The 16,583-nt window shown below is 69.3% G+C and carries 12 protein-coding genes; 2 read left to right on the top strand and 10 right to left on the bottom strand.

Annotated elements, in window-relative coordinates:
- Window positions 1–24 precede the first annotated feature (24 nt).
- From VF106_RS34810 to VF106_RS34790, 5 genes are all read right to left on the bottom strand, one after another.
- Window positions 25–2,064 (bottom strand): fibronectin type III domain-containing protein, encoded by a 2,040-nt coding sequence (locus VF106_RS34810; protein WP_330844185.1) that lies wholly within the window; start codon window positions 2,062–2,064, stop codon window positions 25–27.
- 60 nt (window positions 2,065–2,124) lie between these two features.
- Complete coding sequence (locus VF106_RS34805; protein ID WP_330844184.1) at window positions 2,125–3,789, bottom strand: serine/threonine-protein kinase; 1,665 nt, start codon at window positions 3,787–3,789, stop codon at window positions 2,125–2,127.
- 193 nt (window positions 3,790–3,982) lie between these two features.
- On the bottom strand, window positions 3,983–4,447 hold the full coding sequence (locus VF106_RS34800) for a VOC family protein (RefSeq protein ID WP_330844182.1): 465 nt from the start codon (window positions 4,445–4,447) through the stop codon (window positions 3,983–3,985).
- Window positions 4,448–4,482: 35 nt separating this feature from the next.
- Window positions 4,483–4,827, bottom strand: a complete 345-nt coding sequence (locus VF106_RS34795) for a helix-turn-helix transcriptional regulator (protein ID WP_330844228.1) — start codon at window positions 4,825–4,827, stop codon at window positions 4,483–4,485.
- 142 nt (window positions 4,828–4,969) lie between these two features.
- A complete protein-coding gene (locus VF106_RS34790; RefSeq protein ID WP_330844181.1) occupies window positions 4,970–5,629 on the bottom strand; it encodes a hypothetical protein in 660 nt (219 codons plus the stop codon).
- A 118-nt stretch (window positions 5,630–5,747) separates the two neighbouring features.
- On the opposite strand from VF106_RS34790, the gene VF106_RS34785 reads away from it, so the two are divergent.
- Window positions 5,748–9,014, top strand: coding sequence for an ATP-binding protein (locus VF106_RS34785; protein ID WP_330844180.1), 3,267 nt, complete (start codon window positions 5,748–5,750; stop codon window positions 9,012–9,014).
- Between the two features lie 126 nt (window positions 9,015–9,140).
- On the top strand, window positions 9,141–10,316 hold the full coding sequence (locus VF106_RS34780; protein ID WP_330844179.1) for a hypothetical protein: 1,176 nt from the start codon (window positions 9,141–9,143) through the stop codon (window positions 10,314–10,316).
- A gap of 3 nt (window positions 10,317–10,319) precedes the next feature.
- Here VF106_RS34780 and VF106_RS34775 read toward each other — a convergent pair whose 3' ends face one another.
- From VF106_RS34775 to VF106_RS34755, 5 genes are all read right to left on the bottom strand, one after another.
- The gene (locus tag VF106_RS34775; protein WP_330844178.1) at window positions 10,320–11,513 is read right to left on the bottom strand and encodes an esterase-like activity of phytase family protein; all 1,194 of its coding nucleotides are present in this window, start codon (window positions 11,511–11,513) and stop codon (window positions 10,320–10,322) included.
- Between the two features lie 548 nt (window positions 11,514–12,061).
- The gene (locus VF106_RS34770) at window positions 12,062–12,457 is read right to left on the bottom strand and encodes a histone-like nucleoid-structuring protein Lsr2 (protein ID WP_330844177.1); all 396 of its coding nucleotides are present in this window, start codon (window positions 12,455–12,457) and stop codon (window positions 12,062–12,064) included.
- A gap of 212 nt (window positions 12,458–12,669) precedes the next feature.
- Window positions 12,670–13,077 carry a DUF1257 domain-containing protein gene (locus VF106_RS34765; RefSeq protein ID WP_330844176.1) on the bottom strand — a complete coding sequence of 136 codons (408 nt, stop codon included), beginning with the start codon at window positions 13,075–13,077 and terminating at the stop codon, window positions 12,670–12,672.
- Between the two features lie 11 nt (window positions 13,078–13,088).
- Window positions 13,089–14,678, bottom strand: coding sequence for an Hsp70 family protein (locus VF106_RS34760; RefSeq protein ID WP_330844175.1), 1,590 nt, complete (start codon window positions 14,676–14,678; stop codon window positions 13,089–13,091).
- Window positions 14,675–16,582: a hypothetical protein gene (locus VF106_RS34755; RefSeq protein WP_330844174.1), complete on the bottom strand. Its 1,908-nt coding sequence runs from the start codon at window positions 16,580–16,582 to the stop codon at window positions 14,675–14,677. The genes VF106_RS34760 and VF106_RS34755 overlap by 4 nt, the downstream gene beginning before the upstream one ends.
- Between the last annotated feature and the right edge of the window lies 1 nt (window position 16,583).

Genomic DNA, 16,583 nt, shown 5'->3' with positions numbered 1-16,583 from the left:
TTTTCCCTTTCGCTCAACTGAAAGTCACCACTCGAGGTTTGCGGAACGGACGACGGTGCCGTTGGGGAGAGTCACATCGACCCAGACGGTGTCACCCTGACCCGAGTAGGCGAACTGATTGAAGTCCGCGTATCCGTTCGCATCCGTCGTCGTCCCGTGCCCGGTGTTCTCGTAACCGGGATCGGAGCTGTACACCTCGACGTCGTAGAAGGTGTTGGGGGCGAACCCGATCAGCTCGACGTACATCCAGGCGCAGTCGTCGTCCTGCCCGCAACTGTCCTCGGTGAGACGGCCTTTGCTCAGGTTCATCCGCGGCGGCGGATCCGCTTGATGCGTCGTCGACGCGGGCTGGCCGACGAGTTCCTGCCCGTCCGGGCTCCTGGTGATCGCGACGACCGTGAACGTGATGGCCTCTGTGGACTCCACCTGTGGGTAGGTGACCTGGTTTCCTGGCACCGGCTGTGTGCCACGGCCGGTGGCGGTGACGTCGTAGCGCACGAGCGTGCCGCCGTTCAGCGCGGGCTGTCCCCAGGTCAGCGTGACGTCGCGGGTCGGTCGGTCGTCCACGTCGTAGTTGGCCTGCAGGTTGGCAGGCGGCCCGGCCGGCGAGACCGGCGAGACCGGTGTCACCGGGTTGGACGAGGTGCCGGGGCCGGAGCCGACCTGGTTCGTCGCGGCCACGGTGAACACGTAGGTCACGCCGTTCGCCAGGTTGCCGATCACCGCCTGCCGGGCGCCAGGGCCGACCGGGGTGGACCCGCCCTGCCACGTCACCACGTAGGAGGTGATCGGCGCCCGGTTGTCCGGCGCGGTGTCCCAGGTGACGGTGGCCGAACCGTTGCCGGCCTGCGCGGCGACCGAGGGCGGAGCGCCGGGGCGACCAGGCGGTACCGGCGGCGGCTGAACCGGCGGCTGCGGCCGGACCGGCGGACCGGCGGGCGGGCCAGAGGGACCCGCCGGGTTCTCCGTCGTCGGCGGCGCGGGCGCTTCCGTTGGGGTGGTGGGCTTTTCGGCCACGTCGACGCCCTTGACGCTGCCGTCCTGGTCGACCACCAGGACCTGCGTGCCGTCGGCGTCCTCGACGTAGATCCGGTCGTCCTCGCCCTGGCTGAGCTTGGGTTGGCCGTTCGGCTTGACGGGCTGTGTGTCCTTGGGCTTGCCGTCCGCGCCGAAGGTCAGCACGGTGCCTTTCTGCCGGTCCACCAGGGCGACCACCTCGCCGGTGGAGACCGGGCCGTCGTAGTCGCCGGCCGGCAGCGCCACCGTCACCGGCTTTGCCGGTTGGCTCGTGGTGTCCACCATGATCAGGCTGCTGCGCGACGGGTCGAGGATGGCGACCCTGCCGTGTGTGTCCTGTGCGGCGGGCCGCGCGGTGGGCGACAGCGAGACGCCGAGCGGTACGCCTCGACCGAAGCCGCTGCCACCGAGGTCGTGCAGCTGACTGGTGAACAGGTCGAGGAACGCGGGTCGTCCGTCCACAATGGTCAATGCGCCCGCGTGGTCCCTCGGTGCCGACAGTGGGCAGCCGGACAGCGTGACCGCGGCCCGGTCAAGCCGACAGATCCGGCCGTCTTTGGTCTGGTGCAACCACATCGTGCCGTCCTCGGTGACCACCGGGACGCCGATCGGTCCGTCGGCCGGGATCGTCGCGAACGGGTCGCCGAGACGGACGATCTTGCCGGCCTTGCGGTAGACCGCGTACGGACCGCCGACGACCTCGATGCCGAGCGGCGTCTCCTTCGCGGGTGGCTGGGACGACTTCTGCGGCGTCAGCGACGCCTTGTCGAACTCGGTGATCCGGCTCGGACCGACCACGAAGCCGCTGACGTCGCTCTGCAGGACCTGGCTACCCACCTCGGCTTCCAACGCCATCTGTGCGTCGATGTTCGTGGTCGCGCCGTCGACGTGGAACACCGCGCCCAGCACCGAGTTGTAGACCCAGTGGCCCGTGTCGGCGAACCTCGTGGCCGACAGCGGACTGGTCGCCCCCGTGAGGACACCCACGACGGCGGCCACGCACACGACGGCCAGGAGGGTGTACGGCCGACTCGCCTTGCTGGACATGAGCGGATCGTATGAGCGGTGCTTCGGGACCGGTCCCCAAACGCGCTACCTGCGGTTTCACTACGTCACGCGGAAGCTGTTCCTGATCTCGGCGACGAGCGGCTGCGCGGCCTCCCACTGTTCCCGCGTCGTCCCCGCGTCGTTGGCGTACAGCTGGAACGTCAGCGTGTAGTGGACGTCGCCGGCCGCGATGGCCCGCACCCACACGTGGTAGTGCTGAACTCCGGCGGCGGCCTGGTAGGTGTACTCGAGATCCGCCGACGCGGCGTCGCCCACGACGGTCCGCACCGGCTTGTAGTCGAGGATGTCCCGGTTCGTCTCCTGGGCCCGCGCCACGTCGGCCAGGTACGCGTCCGCCCCCACCCCGGGCTTGGTCGTGTCCCGCCGCACCCGTACCTCCAGGGCGCCAACGGTCGGGTCGACCTGTTCGGCCTGCCAGCTGACCTCGCTGATCTCCGCGTCGACCGAGGAGTCGCGCGTCCAGCCCTCCGGGATCCCGATGGTGAAGCCGAGGTTTTCGTCGTGTTCGGTCAGCGGCGGGTTCGGCGTGGTCTCGACCGTGGTCGACCCGCTGGCCGACGGGTCCTGCTCACCGTCCCGCCCCTGGAGCAGCAGCACCGCCGTGACCACCACGGCCACCACCGCGACCAGCGCGCCGCCCACGATGAGCAGACTCCGCTTCGACCGTGTCGGCCGCGGCGGGACCGTGTCGAGCGTCGGCGCGTCCGGGGCGACGTGGCTGACCTGCGGCGGCGGTGGCGGCGCGAAGGGCGGCAGCGCGGTCCGGGTGTTGGGCCGGGTGGCGTCGACGACCGTGGTCGCCCCGGCCGCGTTGTCCGTCAGGGTGGGGTACTCGAGCCGCACCCTGACCCCGGTCGGCGTCGACGCCGGCACCACCGCGATCTCGCTCAGCTTGTCGATGGCCTGCCGGGCCGTCATCCGCTCGGCCGGCTTCTTGCGAAGCAGTCCCTCGATCACCGGCGCCAGCCGGCCCACACTCGGATCCGGATCGGGCTCCCTGGTCAGCGCCGCCCCCAGCGTTGCCTGGATGTCCGCGCGGTGGAACGGCGTCCGGCCGACCACCATGCCGTAGAGCATGATGCCGACCGACCACAGATCGGCCGCGGGCAGCGCCTCCTCGCCGAGGATCCGCTCCGGCGAGATGTACTCCGGCGCGCCCGGCAGCTGCCCGGTCGCGGTGAGCACGGACGCCCCGTCGATCACGGCGATCCCGAAGTCGGTCAGTACGACCTTGTCACCGTCGTCCTCGTCGCCGACGAGCATGACGTTGGCCGGTTTGACGTCCCGGTGCAGGACCCCCGCGTTGTGCGCGTAGTCGAGGGCCCGCAGCACCAGGATGCCGATCCGGGCCGCCCGGTCGACCGGCATCGGGCCCTCGTCGTCGAGCACCACGTTGAGCGAGTGCCCGTTCAGCAGCTGCATCACGATCCAGGGCAGGCCGCGCTCATCGGTCACCACGTCGTGCACGGTGATGATCCCGGGGTGCTCGCTCAGCTTCGCGGCGGCTCTCGCCTCCCGCAGCGCGCGCCGGACCTCCGGGTCAGTGTCGTGGATCTCCCGCCCCCGCGGCTGGATCTCCTTGATCGCCACGTCTCTGTGCAGGAACTCGTCGCTCGCCAGCCATACGACTCCCATCCCGCCCCGACCAAGCGCCTCGCGCAGGCGATACCGCCCAGCGACCAGCCGCCCCTCGCCCTCAGTCACGCTTGCAATGTACCGACCACCCTCCGTGGCCAGAAGCCACCACTGATCACCACCCCGTCACGGCAAACACCGCGAGTCGCGCTTTCGGCCCCTGCGAGTTGCGTTGTCGTGAACGCCCGGGTGTACCTGAAAACGTAACTCGGGGGTGCTGAACGCGAGACTCGCCGGGGCTGAACGCGAGACTCGCGAAGTTTCAGGCGTCCTTGCCTTGCCAGCGGGCTACGTCGGCGTCGGTGATCTCCACTGGGCCCGGGCCGAGTTGGGTGATCCTGATGTGGTTGCCGAACGGGTCGCGTAGGGCGCAGTCGATGCCGTAGGGCTGCTGGGTGGGTACCTCGGTGAACTCGACGCCCTTGGCGCTGAGGGTCTCGTAGGTCTTCTGGCAGTCGTCGGTGTTGAGGACAGCCGCGACGCCCAGGGCGCCCTTCGTCACCAGGTCACGGACCTGCGCGGCGACCTCCTCGCTGTGCCGCGGCGCGCCGGGCACCTCCAGCAGCAGGTGCCGCTCCAGGTCCGACGGCAGCGCCACCGTGAGCCAGCGCATGAAGCCCATGTCGACGTCGGCCGTCACCTCGAAACCGAGTTTGCCGACATAGAACTCGAGGGCCTCGTCCTGGTCGAGAACCGTGACGGAGTGAATGCTGATGCGTGTGAACATGCCGCGAACGGTATCGACCACGACGGGGCGACGGCTTATCCAAAACGACTCGGTGTGGTCCACGCCTTGACGAAGCAGACCGGGACGTTGAACGGACGGGCGCCCGCCCGGTACTCGGTCGGCGAGACGCCCACGATCGAGCGGAACGTGCGGCTGAACGTCCCGAGGCTCTCGAAGCCGACCAGCCCGGCCACCTCGGTCACGGTGACCGACGTGCCGCGCAGCAGCGCCATCGCACGTTCGATCCGGCGCCGCTGCAGGTAGCGGTGCGGCGTCTCACCGAACGTCGACCGGAACGACCGCGTGAAGTGGGTCGGGGACATCAGCGCGATCCTCGCGAGCGCGGGCACGTCGAGCGGGTGCACGTAGTCGCGGTCCATCGCGTCCCTGGCACGCAGGAGGCGACGGTTCTGGTCCTCACTCGGGCTCAGTGACGCGGCTACCACGGGACCATCCTAGAGCCGGTGATCAGCGAACAGTCCACGGTGGATCGCCGGCACCGCACCTAACACGAACGGGTGCTCATCGGCCCTCCAGCAGCCCAGACGGTAAGTAACTTGTCGCGGTGCGACTGATCGAGATGTTCGGTACTGCCGAACAACTCGGCGATGGCTCGATCTCCGGCAACCGCACCCATCCTCTGTGCGTACGACCGGCGATTTCGACCCGGACGAGAGGAGCGAAACCATCCGCGTCGATTCGGTCGTAACCATGTCGTGCGACGGCTCGGTAAATGTCCTCGGACAGGACAACGGCCAGCGGCGACAAGACCGCCTTGAGCAGGAGTTTGAGTTCGGGCGCGTCGAGAAGTCGGAAACTGAGGTCGAGGGATTCACCGAAGCACCCTCGGTGGTCATAATGCACCTCACCAGCGTGTACCACCGCTCGTAACCGGAGGCCGTCGTGCTGCGCCAACAGTTTCCCGAGCTCGGGAACCACCGTGTTCAGCAACAGTGTCTTCGGGACCATCGGATGGATCAGCGCGAGCACCCCGTCGCCGCGGTCGATCAGCGGATCGTGGTGGACGTTTTCGATGCCTGCCGCGTACAGCGCACGCTCGAACACCTCGTACATGCTGTGCCGCACTCGGCCCTTGACGATATTCGTCATCGCCGTCGAGTCAGCGGTGTCGACCGCGAGAATGGCTCGGTGGTGGGGCTGTTGCCGCCAGATATCGGTCATTTCAGGCCTTTCGGTGTCATGCCGTTGTCCTGAAGGCGTGAAAAGCGACGGCACACCGTGACGTCACGTGAGTGCCACCCGATTGGGTACCGGTCCCGCCAGTGGGAAGATGGCCGAGATGAATGTGCCACGCGGGCGAGGTGTCCTCGTCGGACGGGAAAATGTTCTGCACACGTTGCGGCTGGCCACGGACGACGCGTTGACCGGCCGTGGCGGGTTGGTGCTGCTGGCGGGCGAGCCCGGCGTCGGCAAGACCAGAATGGCAGAGGAAATCAGCGACTACGCGCGGTCACTCGGCGCGGTGGTGGCCTGGGGAGGGTGCTGGGAAGGCGAGGGCACGCCGGGCTTCTGGCCCTGGTTACAGGTACTGCGGTCGTTGACTCGCGCAGGCGACGGCAGTTCCCTGCTCCGCGATCTGAGCGCGATAACCACCGAGATGAGCCATCTGGTTCCCGAACCAACGACGTCGACGAGGCAAGCCCTCGGCCCGCTGATCGAGATCGGGCAGGAGCGGTTTCGCCTTTTCGACGCGGTTGGCGAGGTGTTACGCACGGTGTTCCGAGCCAAGCCCATCCTGGTGGTACTGGACGACCTCCACTGGAGTGACGCGCCCTCGCTTCGTCTTCTACGGTTCCTCGCGCAGGATCTACGAACCTCCCCCGTCCTGATCCTGGGCGCCTATCGGGATGTCGAAGTGGACGCTGACGGCCCACTTGCGCAAATGCTCGGCGAACTGACCTGGGGCCAACACATTCCGCTGCGCGGGCTGACCCAGCAGGACGTCACCAGATTGGTCGCCGCGGTCAGTGGCGTCCAACTCAGCGAGCAGGCCGCTGAAACGGTGCGAGCCTCGACCGACGGGAACCCGTTCTTCATCCGCGAGATAGTCAGCTCCCTGACCAGCCAGGACAGCCTGTTGAACGACGACGACATGTCACCGGACGACCTCATCGTGCCGGGTGGCTTGACCGCGGTGATCAATCGGCGGGTCGACCGCCTGCGCCGCCCCAGCATCCGACTGCTGCAAGCCGGCGCGGTGCTCGGCCAGGAGTTCGAACTGGACGTGGTGAGCGCCGTCCTCGACCAGCCGGACGAGATGTCACTGGCCCAGGCGACCGACGCCATCCGCGCCCGACTTCTGACGAGTGTGCCCGGTGCGCCCACCCGGCTCAGATTCGTGCACAACCTGGTTCGGCATACGTTGCATTCCGAACTGGAGCCATCACGGCGCGTCGATCTGCACGCCCGCGCGGCCGAGGTCATCGAGCGCAGACACCGCGACGATCTGGCTCCGCGGCTCGCCGAGGTGGCACATCACCTATGGGTGGCCGGCACGGATCCGGGGAAGGCCGCTGAATACACCGTTGAGGCGGGACGTGCCGCGATGCACGAGTTCGCCTACGAGGAAGCGGTCCATCGGTTCACCAGGGCCGTCGAGATCCTCGAGAACAGCGCGGCGGTGTCCGCGGTGCGGCGGTGCGACGTGATGCTCCTGCTGGCCGACGCTCAACTGGCCACCGGCAACACCACCGCGGCACGGAAGACACTCAAGGACGCCGCGTTCCTCGCGCAGCGGGCCGACGCACCCGACCGCCTGGCACACGCCGCACTCGCCGTCGGGACTGTCTACACCTTCGGCCTCCTCGACAACCTGGAAATCGGTCTCCTTCAGGCGGCGTTGAAAACCCTGCCGGAAAGCGAGACGAAGCTGCGGGCACGCGTGCTCGCACGCCTCGCCAAGGCACTCGTGCTCACGCCGGACCTGGACTCCCGCACCCGGCTCAGCGAACAGGCCGTCAGACTTGCCCGGAATGCCGGCGACCGCGAGGTGCTCGGCTGGGTGTTGGTCGACCGGCTCGTGGCCATCTGGGGATTCACGCCGGTGCCGGAACGGCTCGACATCGCAACACGAATCGTTCGCCTGGCCGAACAGATCGACGATCGAAACCTGCTCGTCCGTGGTCGCGTCCTGCGCATGGCCAATCTGCTCGAGCTCGGGGACATGCCCGGCTACGCCACGGAGGTACAGACTTTCGAGCAACTCGTCCGGAAACACCGGATGATCGAACTGCGCTGGCATGTGTCGCTACTGCGCGCCACCGAGGCGCACATCGCGGGACGCCTGGCCGAAGCACGTCGGCTGAGCGAAGAGGGCTTGGCACTCGGACGACGAGTAAATCGTCCTGACATCGACATGTGGTCTCTCGTGGCCAGCATCCCGATGTTCTGGCAGGGCCGCAGCCAGGAACTCGAATCCCCTGTCCGGCAGTTGATCGACGCGTTTCCCAACGTGCCGGCGCTGCGCACGCTCCTGGCTCTCATCCTGGTCGAGACCGGTCGGGCAGACGACGCGGCAATCGAACTGGAGCGGCTGGCAGGTGACCGGTTTGCCCGTATCGTCCACGATTTCACCTGGTTGGCCAACATGGCGGGTCTCGCAGCGGTCTGCCACTGCCTCGGGGATCGCGCCCGCGCGGAAATCCTGTACGACCTGTTGTCGCCCCACGCGTCCTACCTGGTCAGGGCCAGCCAGATCGGGGTGGGTTGCAGTGGGCCCGTCGAGTACTACCTCGGACTCCTCGCCATCACGCTGGACCGCGAGGACGAAGCCGTGCACCACATCGAAGCCACCATCGCGACCAGCGACCGTATCGGCGCTCCTGTGTTCGCGGCCCAGGCGCGCGCCAAACTCGCTGACTGCCTGGAAGCACGCGGCCGGGGCGCGGACCGGCAGCGTATCGACCAACTCCGACGGCAAGCGAAGACCACCATGCAGGCACTAGGTGTACGCCAGAACTTCCAACCGGTCACCACACCACCTCAGGACGTGCATGCGACGTCGGCCACCCTTCAACGAGAGGGCGAGTACTGGACGATCCGACACTCCACGGATCCCGTCAGAATCCGGGACCGGGTCGGCATGCGCTACCTGGCCCGGCTGCTCACCGAGCCGGGGCGGGAGTACCACGTCCTGGACCTGGTTGCCGGCCACTCCGCCAATCAAAACCGGGTCTCCAACAGTCTCGGCCCAGTCCTGGACGACAAGGCAAAGGCCGCCTACCGGCAGCGGCTGGCCGAACTGGACGAGGACCTGCGCGAGGCCGAGGCCTTCGGAGACCAGGGCCGGGTGGAGGCCATACGTCGCGACGTCGATGCGCTGACCGACCAGCTGACGGCAGCGGTCGGGCTCGGCGGCCGCGACCGGCAGCCCGGCTCGGACGCCGAACGGGCGCGCACGGCCGTCACTAAGGCCATCAGATCAGTCATCGCCCACATCGGATCACATGACCCGGTCCTGGGCGGACATCTCAGTCAAGCAGTCAAGACCGGCACTTACTGCACCTACACGCCCGATCCCACCGCGCCCCTGCACTGGACCTTCTGAGCCCCAACCCGCGGCGCGGCCAATGGCGGGCGGCTCACCACGGGAACTGCCCGAATGGGCACGATTTCCCCGGTGCGGCGGCCGCGAAAGCTACGCTGCCGACGGGTAGGACGAGGGGGCAGGCCGATGACCACGACCTGGGGAGCGCCACCGACGACGTCCGACGTCGACCGGATCGCCGCGAATGTCGATGCGGTCGTGCGCAATCTGCAGATCACTCACTGTTACCACGAGCTGTCGCTGGCGCTGGCCGCGCGGACCGGCGGCTCCGCGAACTGGTGCACGTTCGCGGTGTGGGCCTCGAAGCAGGTCGGCCAGACGATCCGGCAGGAGGATCTCGCCCGCACGTTCGAACGGCTGCTGCGCGACATGCCCGAGGCGGCGGCCGTCGCCGAGGTGTTCGTTCGTGGTCTGCGTCGATACCTTCCGCGTGGTGTGCTGGCCGATGCCGAGAAGCTGGTGCTGCGGGTCGTCGCGATGGTGGCGAGGCTCGACGCGGCCGGCGACGCGGCGGCCCGCGGGAACAAGAAGGTCTTCGAGGAGATCGCCCGCGAGTTCGCGCGCTTCCTGGCCACCTTCCCCGAAGAGACCGGCACCGCCGACATCGCCGAGTTCTGCGACGCGCTCCGGCCCGGGGAACCGCCGGACGGGCAGCGCCACCTCCGGCAGGCCTTCACCAGGTACCACCGGGCACTGTCCACCCAGGAACCGAAGCAGCGTGCCGAACTGCTGCTCCTCGCCAACCTCGAGGTCGGCCTGCACGAGCAGACCCGGCTCCAGCCGGAGATCGCCGCCGCGCTCGTGGCGCCCGTCGTCGACCCAGCCGACCTGGAACGCCACCTCCTCGAGGTCTTCCTGCCGGGCAACGGCCTGCGGAAACGACTCCGCCTGACGCTCGGCAAGCTGCTCGGCTGGCGCCACCCGATACGTATCGCGTGTGAACAGCTGGCCGACTACGCACGGGTGATCGCCCGCCGAGCCGTCACCGAGCACCTGATGACCCTGTCGCTCCCGGACGGCCAACACCTCGACCTGGGCGACGACCTCACCGCCGCGTTCCCGCCGGTGCTCGCGGAGCTGTCCGACCCCGAACTGCTGGCGTTGCTCGCCACTGTCGACCCCACGGCCGACAGCATGCGCGACACCGCGGCCGAGGACTGGGCGGACCTGCCCGACCGCATGCACTACATCGCCGACATGTTCCGCTGCTACGCCCAGCGCCCGGACCTGCTCGAACCCCCGTTCACGGCCGAGCAGGTCGAGGCCATCAGGAGTGGACGCCGCCCGACCGGGCGGCTGTGAGCGCTACGGGCGCAGGACCCTGGGGTCGGCGTGCAGTGGGGCGCTGAGGCGGACGGTGATGAACTCGTTGTTGTCCGGCCGGCCTGGTGTGCGACCTGACGAGAACGGGAAGTTGTTGTCGTTGAGCACACCGATCGTGCGGTCGTCGAGGATCACGACGTCCTCGATCGTGGTGAACGGGAACGTGAACACCTCGCCGAAGCCGCCGACGCCGCCCGGGTTGGCCAGGTTCATCAGGTCGGCCACGAGAGTCTTGTCGAGCTTGCCGTCGTGGTCACGGTCGCGCTTGTCGGCCAGGTAGATCTTCTTGATCCGCGCGTCGGCGCCCTGCCCGCCGTCCCGCTCGATCACCAGCAGCCGGTTGCGGTCGACGGCGATCGCGTCGCCGATGGCGAGCTGCGGTGTCTCGAGCTGGTAGATCCACCGGCGGTCCGTGTAGCGGCCGGCCACGAGGTCGAACTCGTTGAGACGCAGGGTGCCCGGTTCGTCGCCCGCGACCGTGCCTTCCAGCAACGCGTTCAGGGTGCGACGGTCCGGGGAGATGGCGAGGCCCTCGTACCCCTTGCTGCTGAGCAGGTTGGTCGGCCCGGCCGGGTTCTCCGGTGCGAAGACGCCGGGCAGCGGGACCGGTGGTGCGAGCAGTCGGCCCGCCCGGTCGAAGTGCAGCAGGTACGGCCCGAACTCGTCGCCTGTCCAGTACGAACCATCCGCGGCCCGCGCGATGGACTCGACGTCGAAGTCGGCGCCCGTCAGCACCCGGTCGGGGCGGGTCAGCGGGAACGGGACGTGCCCGTTCGGGTCGGTCAGGCTGAACCCGCCCAGCACGTCGACCCTGCCCTCGGCGAAGTCGGGAGCGATCCGGTTGATCCGCAGCACGAAGTCCGCACTGTTGGCCTTGTTGCCGTAACCGTTGTCCGACAACACGTCGAACGTGCCGTCCGCGTTGCGCAGGATGCCGCTGAAGCCCTGGATCGGCTGGTCGGCGAACGGTGGCGTGATGCCGTTGACGGGCGCCGTGCCGATCAGGGAACCGGACGGCTCGCTCGCCGGCACGTACGTCTCGGCGGGCAGCGCCGCGAACCGCGTCAGGGTCGCCTGCCCGAAGGTGGTGGGACGGTCGGCCGGTGCGGCCGAGCCAGGGGTGGCGAGCGCGATCAGGGCGAGCGCGGACAGTCCGACGGCCAACGGTCTCTTCATGGGCGTTCCGTTCCTTCGCGGGTGAACCTACGGTGTGCGAAGGCTAAGGGCATCAGGTGAACGCGGCGTGGCCGGCAGGCTGGCATGCTGGTGGCGTGCGGAATCAACGCCGTCGTCGACCGCGCAGAACGTCGCCCTCCGGGAGGAAGGCTCCCTTCATCGCGCCGCGGGCCTCGGGCGCTAAATAGTCGACGCCGTCGTGGCGAGGGTCATTCGGGGCATCGTGGTGGTGTGAAAACGCCCTCGCCGCGACCGTGGGCGGCCCGTGTGTGCCGGGTGGGTGGGAAAGAGTCGGCGCGTGTCCCCGCCGCCCTGCGTGGGCGGGCGACGGGTCGCGAACCAGTTGGTCACTTCTCTGATCGATGTCACAGTTGTCGGCCAATTAGCCGAATGCTTTCCTGCTCGCGATGAATCCGGGCCGGAACGGACCCATGCGACATCGAGGATGATTCCTGGCTGATCGGGACAGCGGACGGCGGTGCTTTGACTACGGGAGGCTTACGGGGTGACTCCTGGGTGCGACCACTTCGTCGCGCCCAGGAGTGAGGTCACGCTTTCGCGGCGCCGCGGCGCTTGGCGGCCACCGTCTTGGCCTTCTGCCTTGGCTTCACCTGCTGCGCTTCCTGGTACGCCTCCACGATGTGACCGGGGAGTCGGCCACGGCCGGACAGTTCGTATCCGTTCTCGATCGCCCATTCCCTGATCGCGCCGGCGTCACCGGATCCGCCCTTCTCGCCAGGGCGGCCGCCGCGCTTGAGGCGGCCGCCGGTGCGCCGGGCCGCCGCCACGTAGTCGGCGTAGATCTTGCGAAGATGTTCCGCGTTCGCGCCGTTGAGGTCGATCTCGTAACTGACACCGTCCAGCCCGAACTGAACGGTCGAGACGTCATCGGATGACGTGCCGTCCAGGTCGTCTACGAACTGGACCAACACTTTCTGAGCCATTGTCTTCTCTTTCCAGGTCTGGACTAGCGCGCATTAGTGGCCTTCACGCACTCCTGTATACACGATAGCAAAGGTTGTGGTGGTGCGTTAATTTTTGTTGCCGAATAGGCGCGGCGAGTTCACCGGGGTCGCGGATCAGCAAGTTGCACTATGCGTAGTCCCGGAATTCCGCTCGGCACCCGACCATCCTCAGTGGACGAACTATTCGCACGTCAGGTGGTTCGGCGGAGGGTGAGACGGCGGCTGCCGTCCGGCTGGAGCTCGTCCGTGGCGACCTCGTAGCCGTGGGTCTCGGCGTAACGAAGTGTGGCGACGTAGCCGTACGAGTGGGTGAGCCTGGCCAGCCACGTCGTGTCGTACCTGGACCGGTCGAACGCGCTGATGATCGCCTCGAAGGCGCCGTCCGGGCGGCGGGCGAAGCCGATGTCGTTGCTGGACTGGCCGACGTGCCGGCGGCGGATGATCACCTCGGCCTTCTCGGGGCGGACGTCGCCCTCGTAGCCGTACAGGGTCTGTGGCTGGTCGTGGACCTCGACGTGCTGGTGGCCGACCGCCCGCAGCGCCTCGACCAGCACGTCCACGTTGCGCAGCTGGGTCAGGACACGGGTGAAGTGGGACATCGTGATCTCCTTCATGCCAGCTGGACGACCGGGTGACCGGCCAGCACCCAGGTGCGCCGCTCGAGGTCGAACGCGGACACGGTGAGCCGCTTCTGGGCGTCGATCCGGAAGTCCAGCCGGAACCGGTCGACGCCGGCGGCGGCCGGCGGGTCGGCGGTCAGGAAGGTCGGGCTGTCCTCGTTCAGCCACAGCGTGGACCGTTCCTGGCGGTGCTGGGGGGTCACCGCCACCGTGCGGGCACCACCCAGGGCGTCGAACACGATCTCCAGGTCGGCGCCGCTCGTGGCGTGGGCCAGCTCGTAGACGGCGATGCCCATCCGCTGCTGCGCCGGGTGGATCGCCTTGATCGTGATCGACCGGACCGGCTCCTGCGTCGGATAGGCGGTGCCGGCCTCGACCAGCACCTCGTACTCGTAGGTGCCGGTGCGCGCGTCGACGTGCCGGATCGCGTAGTCGTGCTGGATGTGGTCGTGCAGCTCGCGCCCACCCGCGATGCCGGCGGCGCCGGCCGCCACCGCCTCCAGCGGCCGGTCGAGGTGCACGAGCTCCGGTTCGAACTGCAGGTTCACCAGGTCACGCACGGCCGGGATCAGGCTGGTGCCGCCGACGAGGAACACGCCGGCGAACCCGTCGGCGGGGTAACCCTTCGCGGCCGCGCCCTCGAGCGCCCTGCGCAGCGCGCGGTTGGCCCGGCCCAGCACGTCCTTGTCCCGCAGCAGCCGCTCGAACCGCGAACGGGTGACCTCCGTGCGGTACTCCCGGCCGCTGACCGGGTCCGTGGTGGCCACCGTGGACCGGGCGGCGTGGGTCAGCTCGACCTTGGCGGCCTCGGCGGCGATCAGCAGCGGGCGGAACACCTGGTTGAACGTGACCGGGTCGCCGTGGCACAGCCCTGTCTCTGCGGCGACGTGCTCGGCGAGCAGCGCGTCGACATGGTTGCCGCCGAGGTCCAGCCCGACCTTGGCGATCGACCGCACCCCCGCGCCGGCGCCGCCCGCGTCCTCGACCCGCACGACCGAGACGTCCAGCGTGCCGGCGCCGAAGTCGAACACGCAGAACACGTCGCCGGGGCTCATCCGGGCGCTGTAGCCGACGGCGGCCGCGGTGGCCTCGTCGACCACCCGCAGGCGCGCCGCCCCGATCCCGGCGCCCACCTCGCCGACCAGCCAGTCGCGGTAGGTGTCGAACGTCTCGACCGGGGCGGTGGCCACGACCTCCAGGTCGTCGGCGCCGACCGCGAGCACGGCGAGGGCGGTGACGTCACCGAGGAACTGGGTGGCCGCCTCCCGCGCGGTGATCCTGCGGCTGCCAACGGCCCTGGGTATGTCGACGGCACGGCCGGTGACGTTGCTCTTGGTGGACTGGAACACGGTGACGTCCGGGTCGGCGAACCGGTCGACCACCTGGGCACCCAGCCAGCGCTGGGTCCCGGTGTTGCTGTAGGCGAGCAGCGACGGCACCACCCGCTGGCGGACTCCCCCGCCGGAGCGGGTCAGGTCGATCCCGTCGAGCGGCACCGGTTCGCCCCGGCCACGCGCCTCGTCCCACCGCGCGACCACCGTGTTCGCGGTGCCGAAGTCGATGCCGATCCTGGCGGTCACGCCGGCTCTCCCAGCGCGATGTCGTCGTCCCGTGCGTGGACCGGCCCGGGATCGCCGAGCGCGACGTCCACGCCGAACCGGTGCGCCAGACATATGTGCAGCAGCTCGACGAACGGCGAGTCCCCGTCCAGCCGGGTGCGCAGCATGTGCAGGTCCGCCGGCGTGGTGGCCGCGAGTGGCCGGTCGGCGAGCGCGGCCAGGGCCACGTCGAGCACCTCGACGAACCCGTTGTGGCCGACCGCGAGCCGGGTGCCGTCCGGCGACGCGAACAGAGAGGTGGCCATGTACTCGAATCCGCCGGGAAGACCGAGGTCGGCGAGCGTCTCGCCGTCGAGGTAGCGCACCCGCCGAGCGGGGTCGATCACGGCGACCACGCCGGCGCCGGGCAGGTCCGCCATGCTCGCGCCGGACAGTTGCCGCTCGGCGACCAGCCGCGGCTCGGCCCCGTCCGCCCGCCACAACCGCAGCATCCGCGTGTCGTCCACCCCCAGTAACCGATCCGGTCGGGCGAACGACAGCCGGGAGCCGGGCCCGGAGACGAACGGAACGGTGGCCAGCCTGCGTAGCCCGTCGCCGGTGACCTCCACCAGGTGGAGGTCGTTGCCGGCGATGGCGATCCGGCCGCGCACCGGTTCGCTGGCCATGGTCCACGACGGGTGCGCGAAGCCGGCGGGGATCCCGAGTTCGGTGCGCACGTCTAGGACGCGCTGATCGTAGGTGTGAAAATCCGGGCCGCTGCCGGTCATGAGATGGAGACGGGGGCGTCGCTCCTCGCCCAGTGTCAGCGCGGCGAAGCCGTCGGGAGTGCGGCCGAACGCGACCGTGCGGAGGAACACGGCGGGCCCGGCGGTGCCGTTCGAGAGGCCGCTCGCCGCATGATCCCACCTGCTGATGAGCAGCGCGGCGCCGTCGAGCACCAGCACCTCGCTGTGGTGGCTGGCCGGCCAGTGCTCGGTGACGCCGGACGGGAGGGTGACCATGTCCACGGAGGTGACGGTGGTGAAGGCCATCCGCCGCCCGTCCGGCGCGAACGAGCCGCCGGTGACGGTGCCCCGCGCCGACACCGTCCACGGCGTGACGACAGCGCGGTGCGCGCGTGTCAGCTCGTCCGGATCGGCGGCGGCGAGGGCGTCGAACAACGCGGCGTCGGGCCCCTCCGGCCGCCAGCCGTCGAACCGCCGGACCGCCGCGACCGCGTCGAGGACCGGCAGACTCCTGGTCAGCTCCCACATGCCCGTCCAGTCCCGCTGCCGGGCGAACGCGCCGGCCAGGTATTCGGCCTCCCGCTGGCTCAACCGGGCCAGCCGGCCCCGGCGAACGGTGTCGGCCAGCACCCGCGCGAGATCCGGGTGGCCGGCGGCCATGGTCAGAACGCGGGACCGCTCGCTCGCGTCCGCGCCCTGGTAGGCGACGGCGAGCAGCGAGTGGTCCGGGTCGACCGCGTGGTACTGCTCGCGTTGCCCGGTCAGCAGGAAGAACACGGCGGCCCGGTGCGGATCCGCCGGCGCCAGCCGGTGTTCGACGCAGAAGGCGGCGAGCCACTCCGCCTCACACGCCGCGTCCACGAGTTCCTGGGGCCCGGCAAGGATCCTGGCCCGCGCGGCCACCGCGACGGGATGACTCCCGTACAGGGCCGCCGCGGCGACCACCTCCTCCACGGAGGCCTGCGAACCGAGCGCGACCAGGCTGGCGCCGCCCCCGGTTCGCGGCCGGTGCCACCGTTCCAGCGCGATCCACAGCCTGGCGTGCGGTTCACTCAGCCAGAGGTCCCAGACCTCGTCGATGACCTCGGTGTCACCGCGGTCCCCGGCGCGAATCAGCCGCCACCACGCCCACCAGGCCAGCGGGCCACGTCCGGCTACCCACCGCACCAGCCGGTAGCGCGTCCACGACTTCATCCCCATG

Source organism: Actinophytocola sp. (assembly GCF_036378875.1).
GTDB lineage: Bacteria > Actinomycetota > Actinomycetes > Mycobacteriales > Pseudonocardiaceae > Actinophytocola.
Note: the sequence above shows the minus strand (reverse complement) of the source record. Positions and strands in the feature narration are given on the sequence as shown.

What these genes read in the sequence shown, in the direction of transcription:
- VF106_RS34765 (WP_330844176.1), bottom strand. Translation starts at nt 13,077, where the DNA reads ATGTCCCACTTCACCCGTGTCCTGACCCAGCTGCGCAACGTGGACGTG.
- VF106_RS34810 (WP_330844185.1), bottom strand. Translation starts at nt 2,064, where the DNA reads ATGTCCAGCAAGGCGAGTCGGCCGTACACCCTCCTGGCCGTCGTGTGC.
- VF106_RS34800 (WP_330844182.1), bottom strand. Translation starts at nt 4,447, where the DNA reads ATGTTCACACGCATCAGCATTCACTCCGTCACGGTTCTCGACCAGGAC.
- VF106_RS34785 (WP_330844180.1), top strand. Translation starts at nt 5,748, where the DNA reads ATGAATGTGCCACGCGGGCGAGGTGTCCTCGTCGGACGGGAAAATGTT.
- VF106_RS34795 (WP_330844228.1), bottom strand. Translation starts at nt 4,827, where the DNA reads ATGGACCGCGACTACGTGCACCCGCTCGACGTGCCCGCGCTCGCGAGG.
- VF106_RS34775 (WP_330844178.1), bottom strand. Translation starts at nt 11,513, where the DNA reads ATGAAGAGACCGTTGGCCGTCGGACTGTCCGCGCTCGCCCTGATCGCG.
- VF106_RS34770 (WP_330844177.1), bottom strand. Translation starts at nt 12,457, where the DNA reads ATGGCTCAGAAAGTGTTGGTCCAGTTCGTAGACGACCTGGACGGCACG.
- VF106_RS34780 (WP_330844179.1), top strand. Translation starts at nt 9,141, where the DNA reads ATGACCACGACCTGGGGAGCGCCACCGACGACGTCCGACGTCGACCGG.
- VF106_RS34790 (WP_330844181.1), bottom strand. Translation starts at nt 5,629, where the DNA reads ATGACCGATATCTGGCGGCAACAGCCCCACCACCGAGCCATTCTCGCG.
- VF106_RS34755 (WP_330844174.1), bottom strand. Translation starts at nt 16,582, where the DNA reads ATGGGGATGAAGTCGTGGACGCGCTACCGGCTGGTGCGGTGGGTAGCC.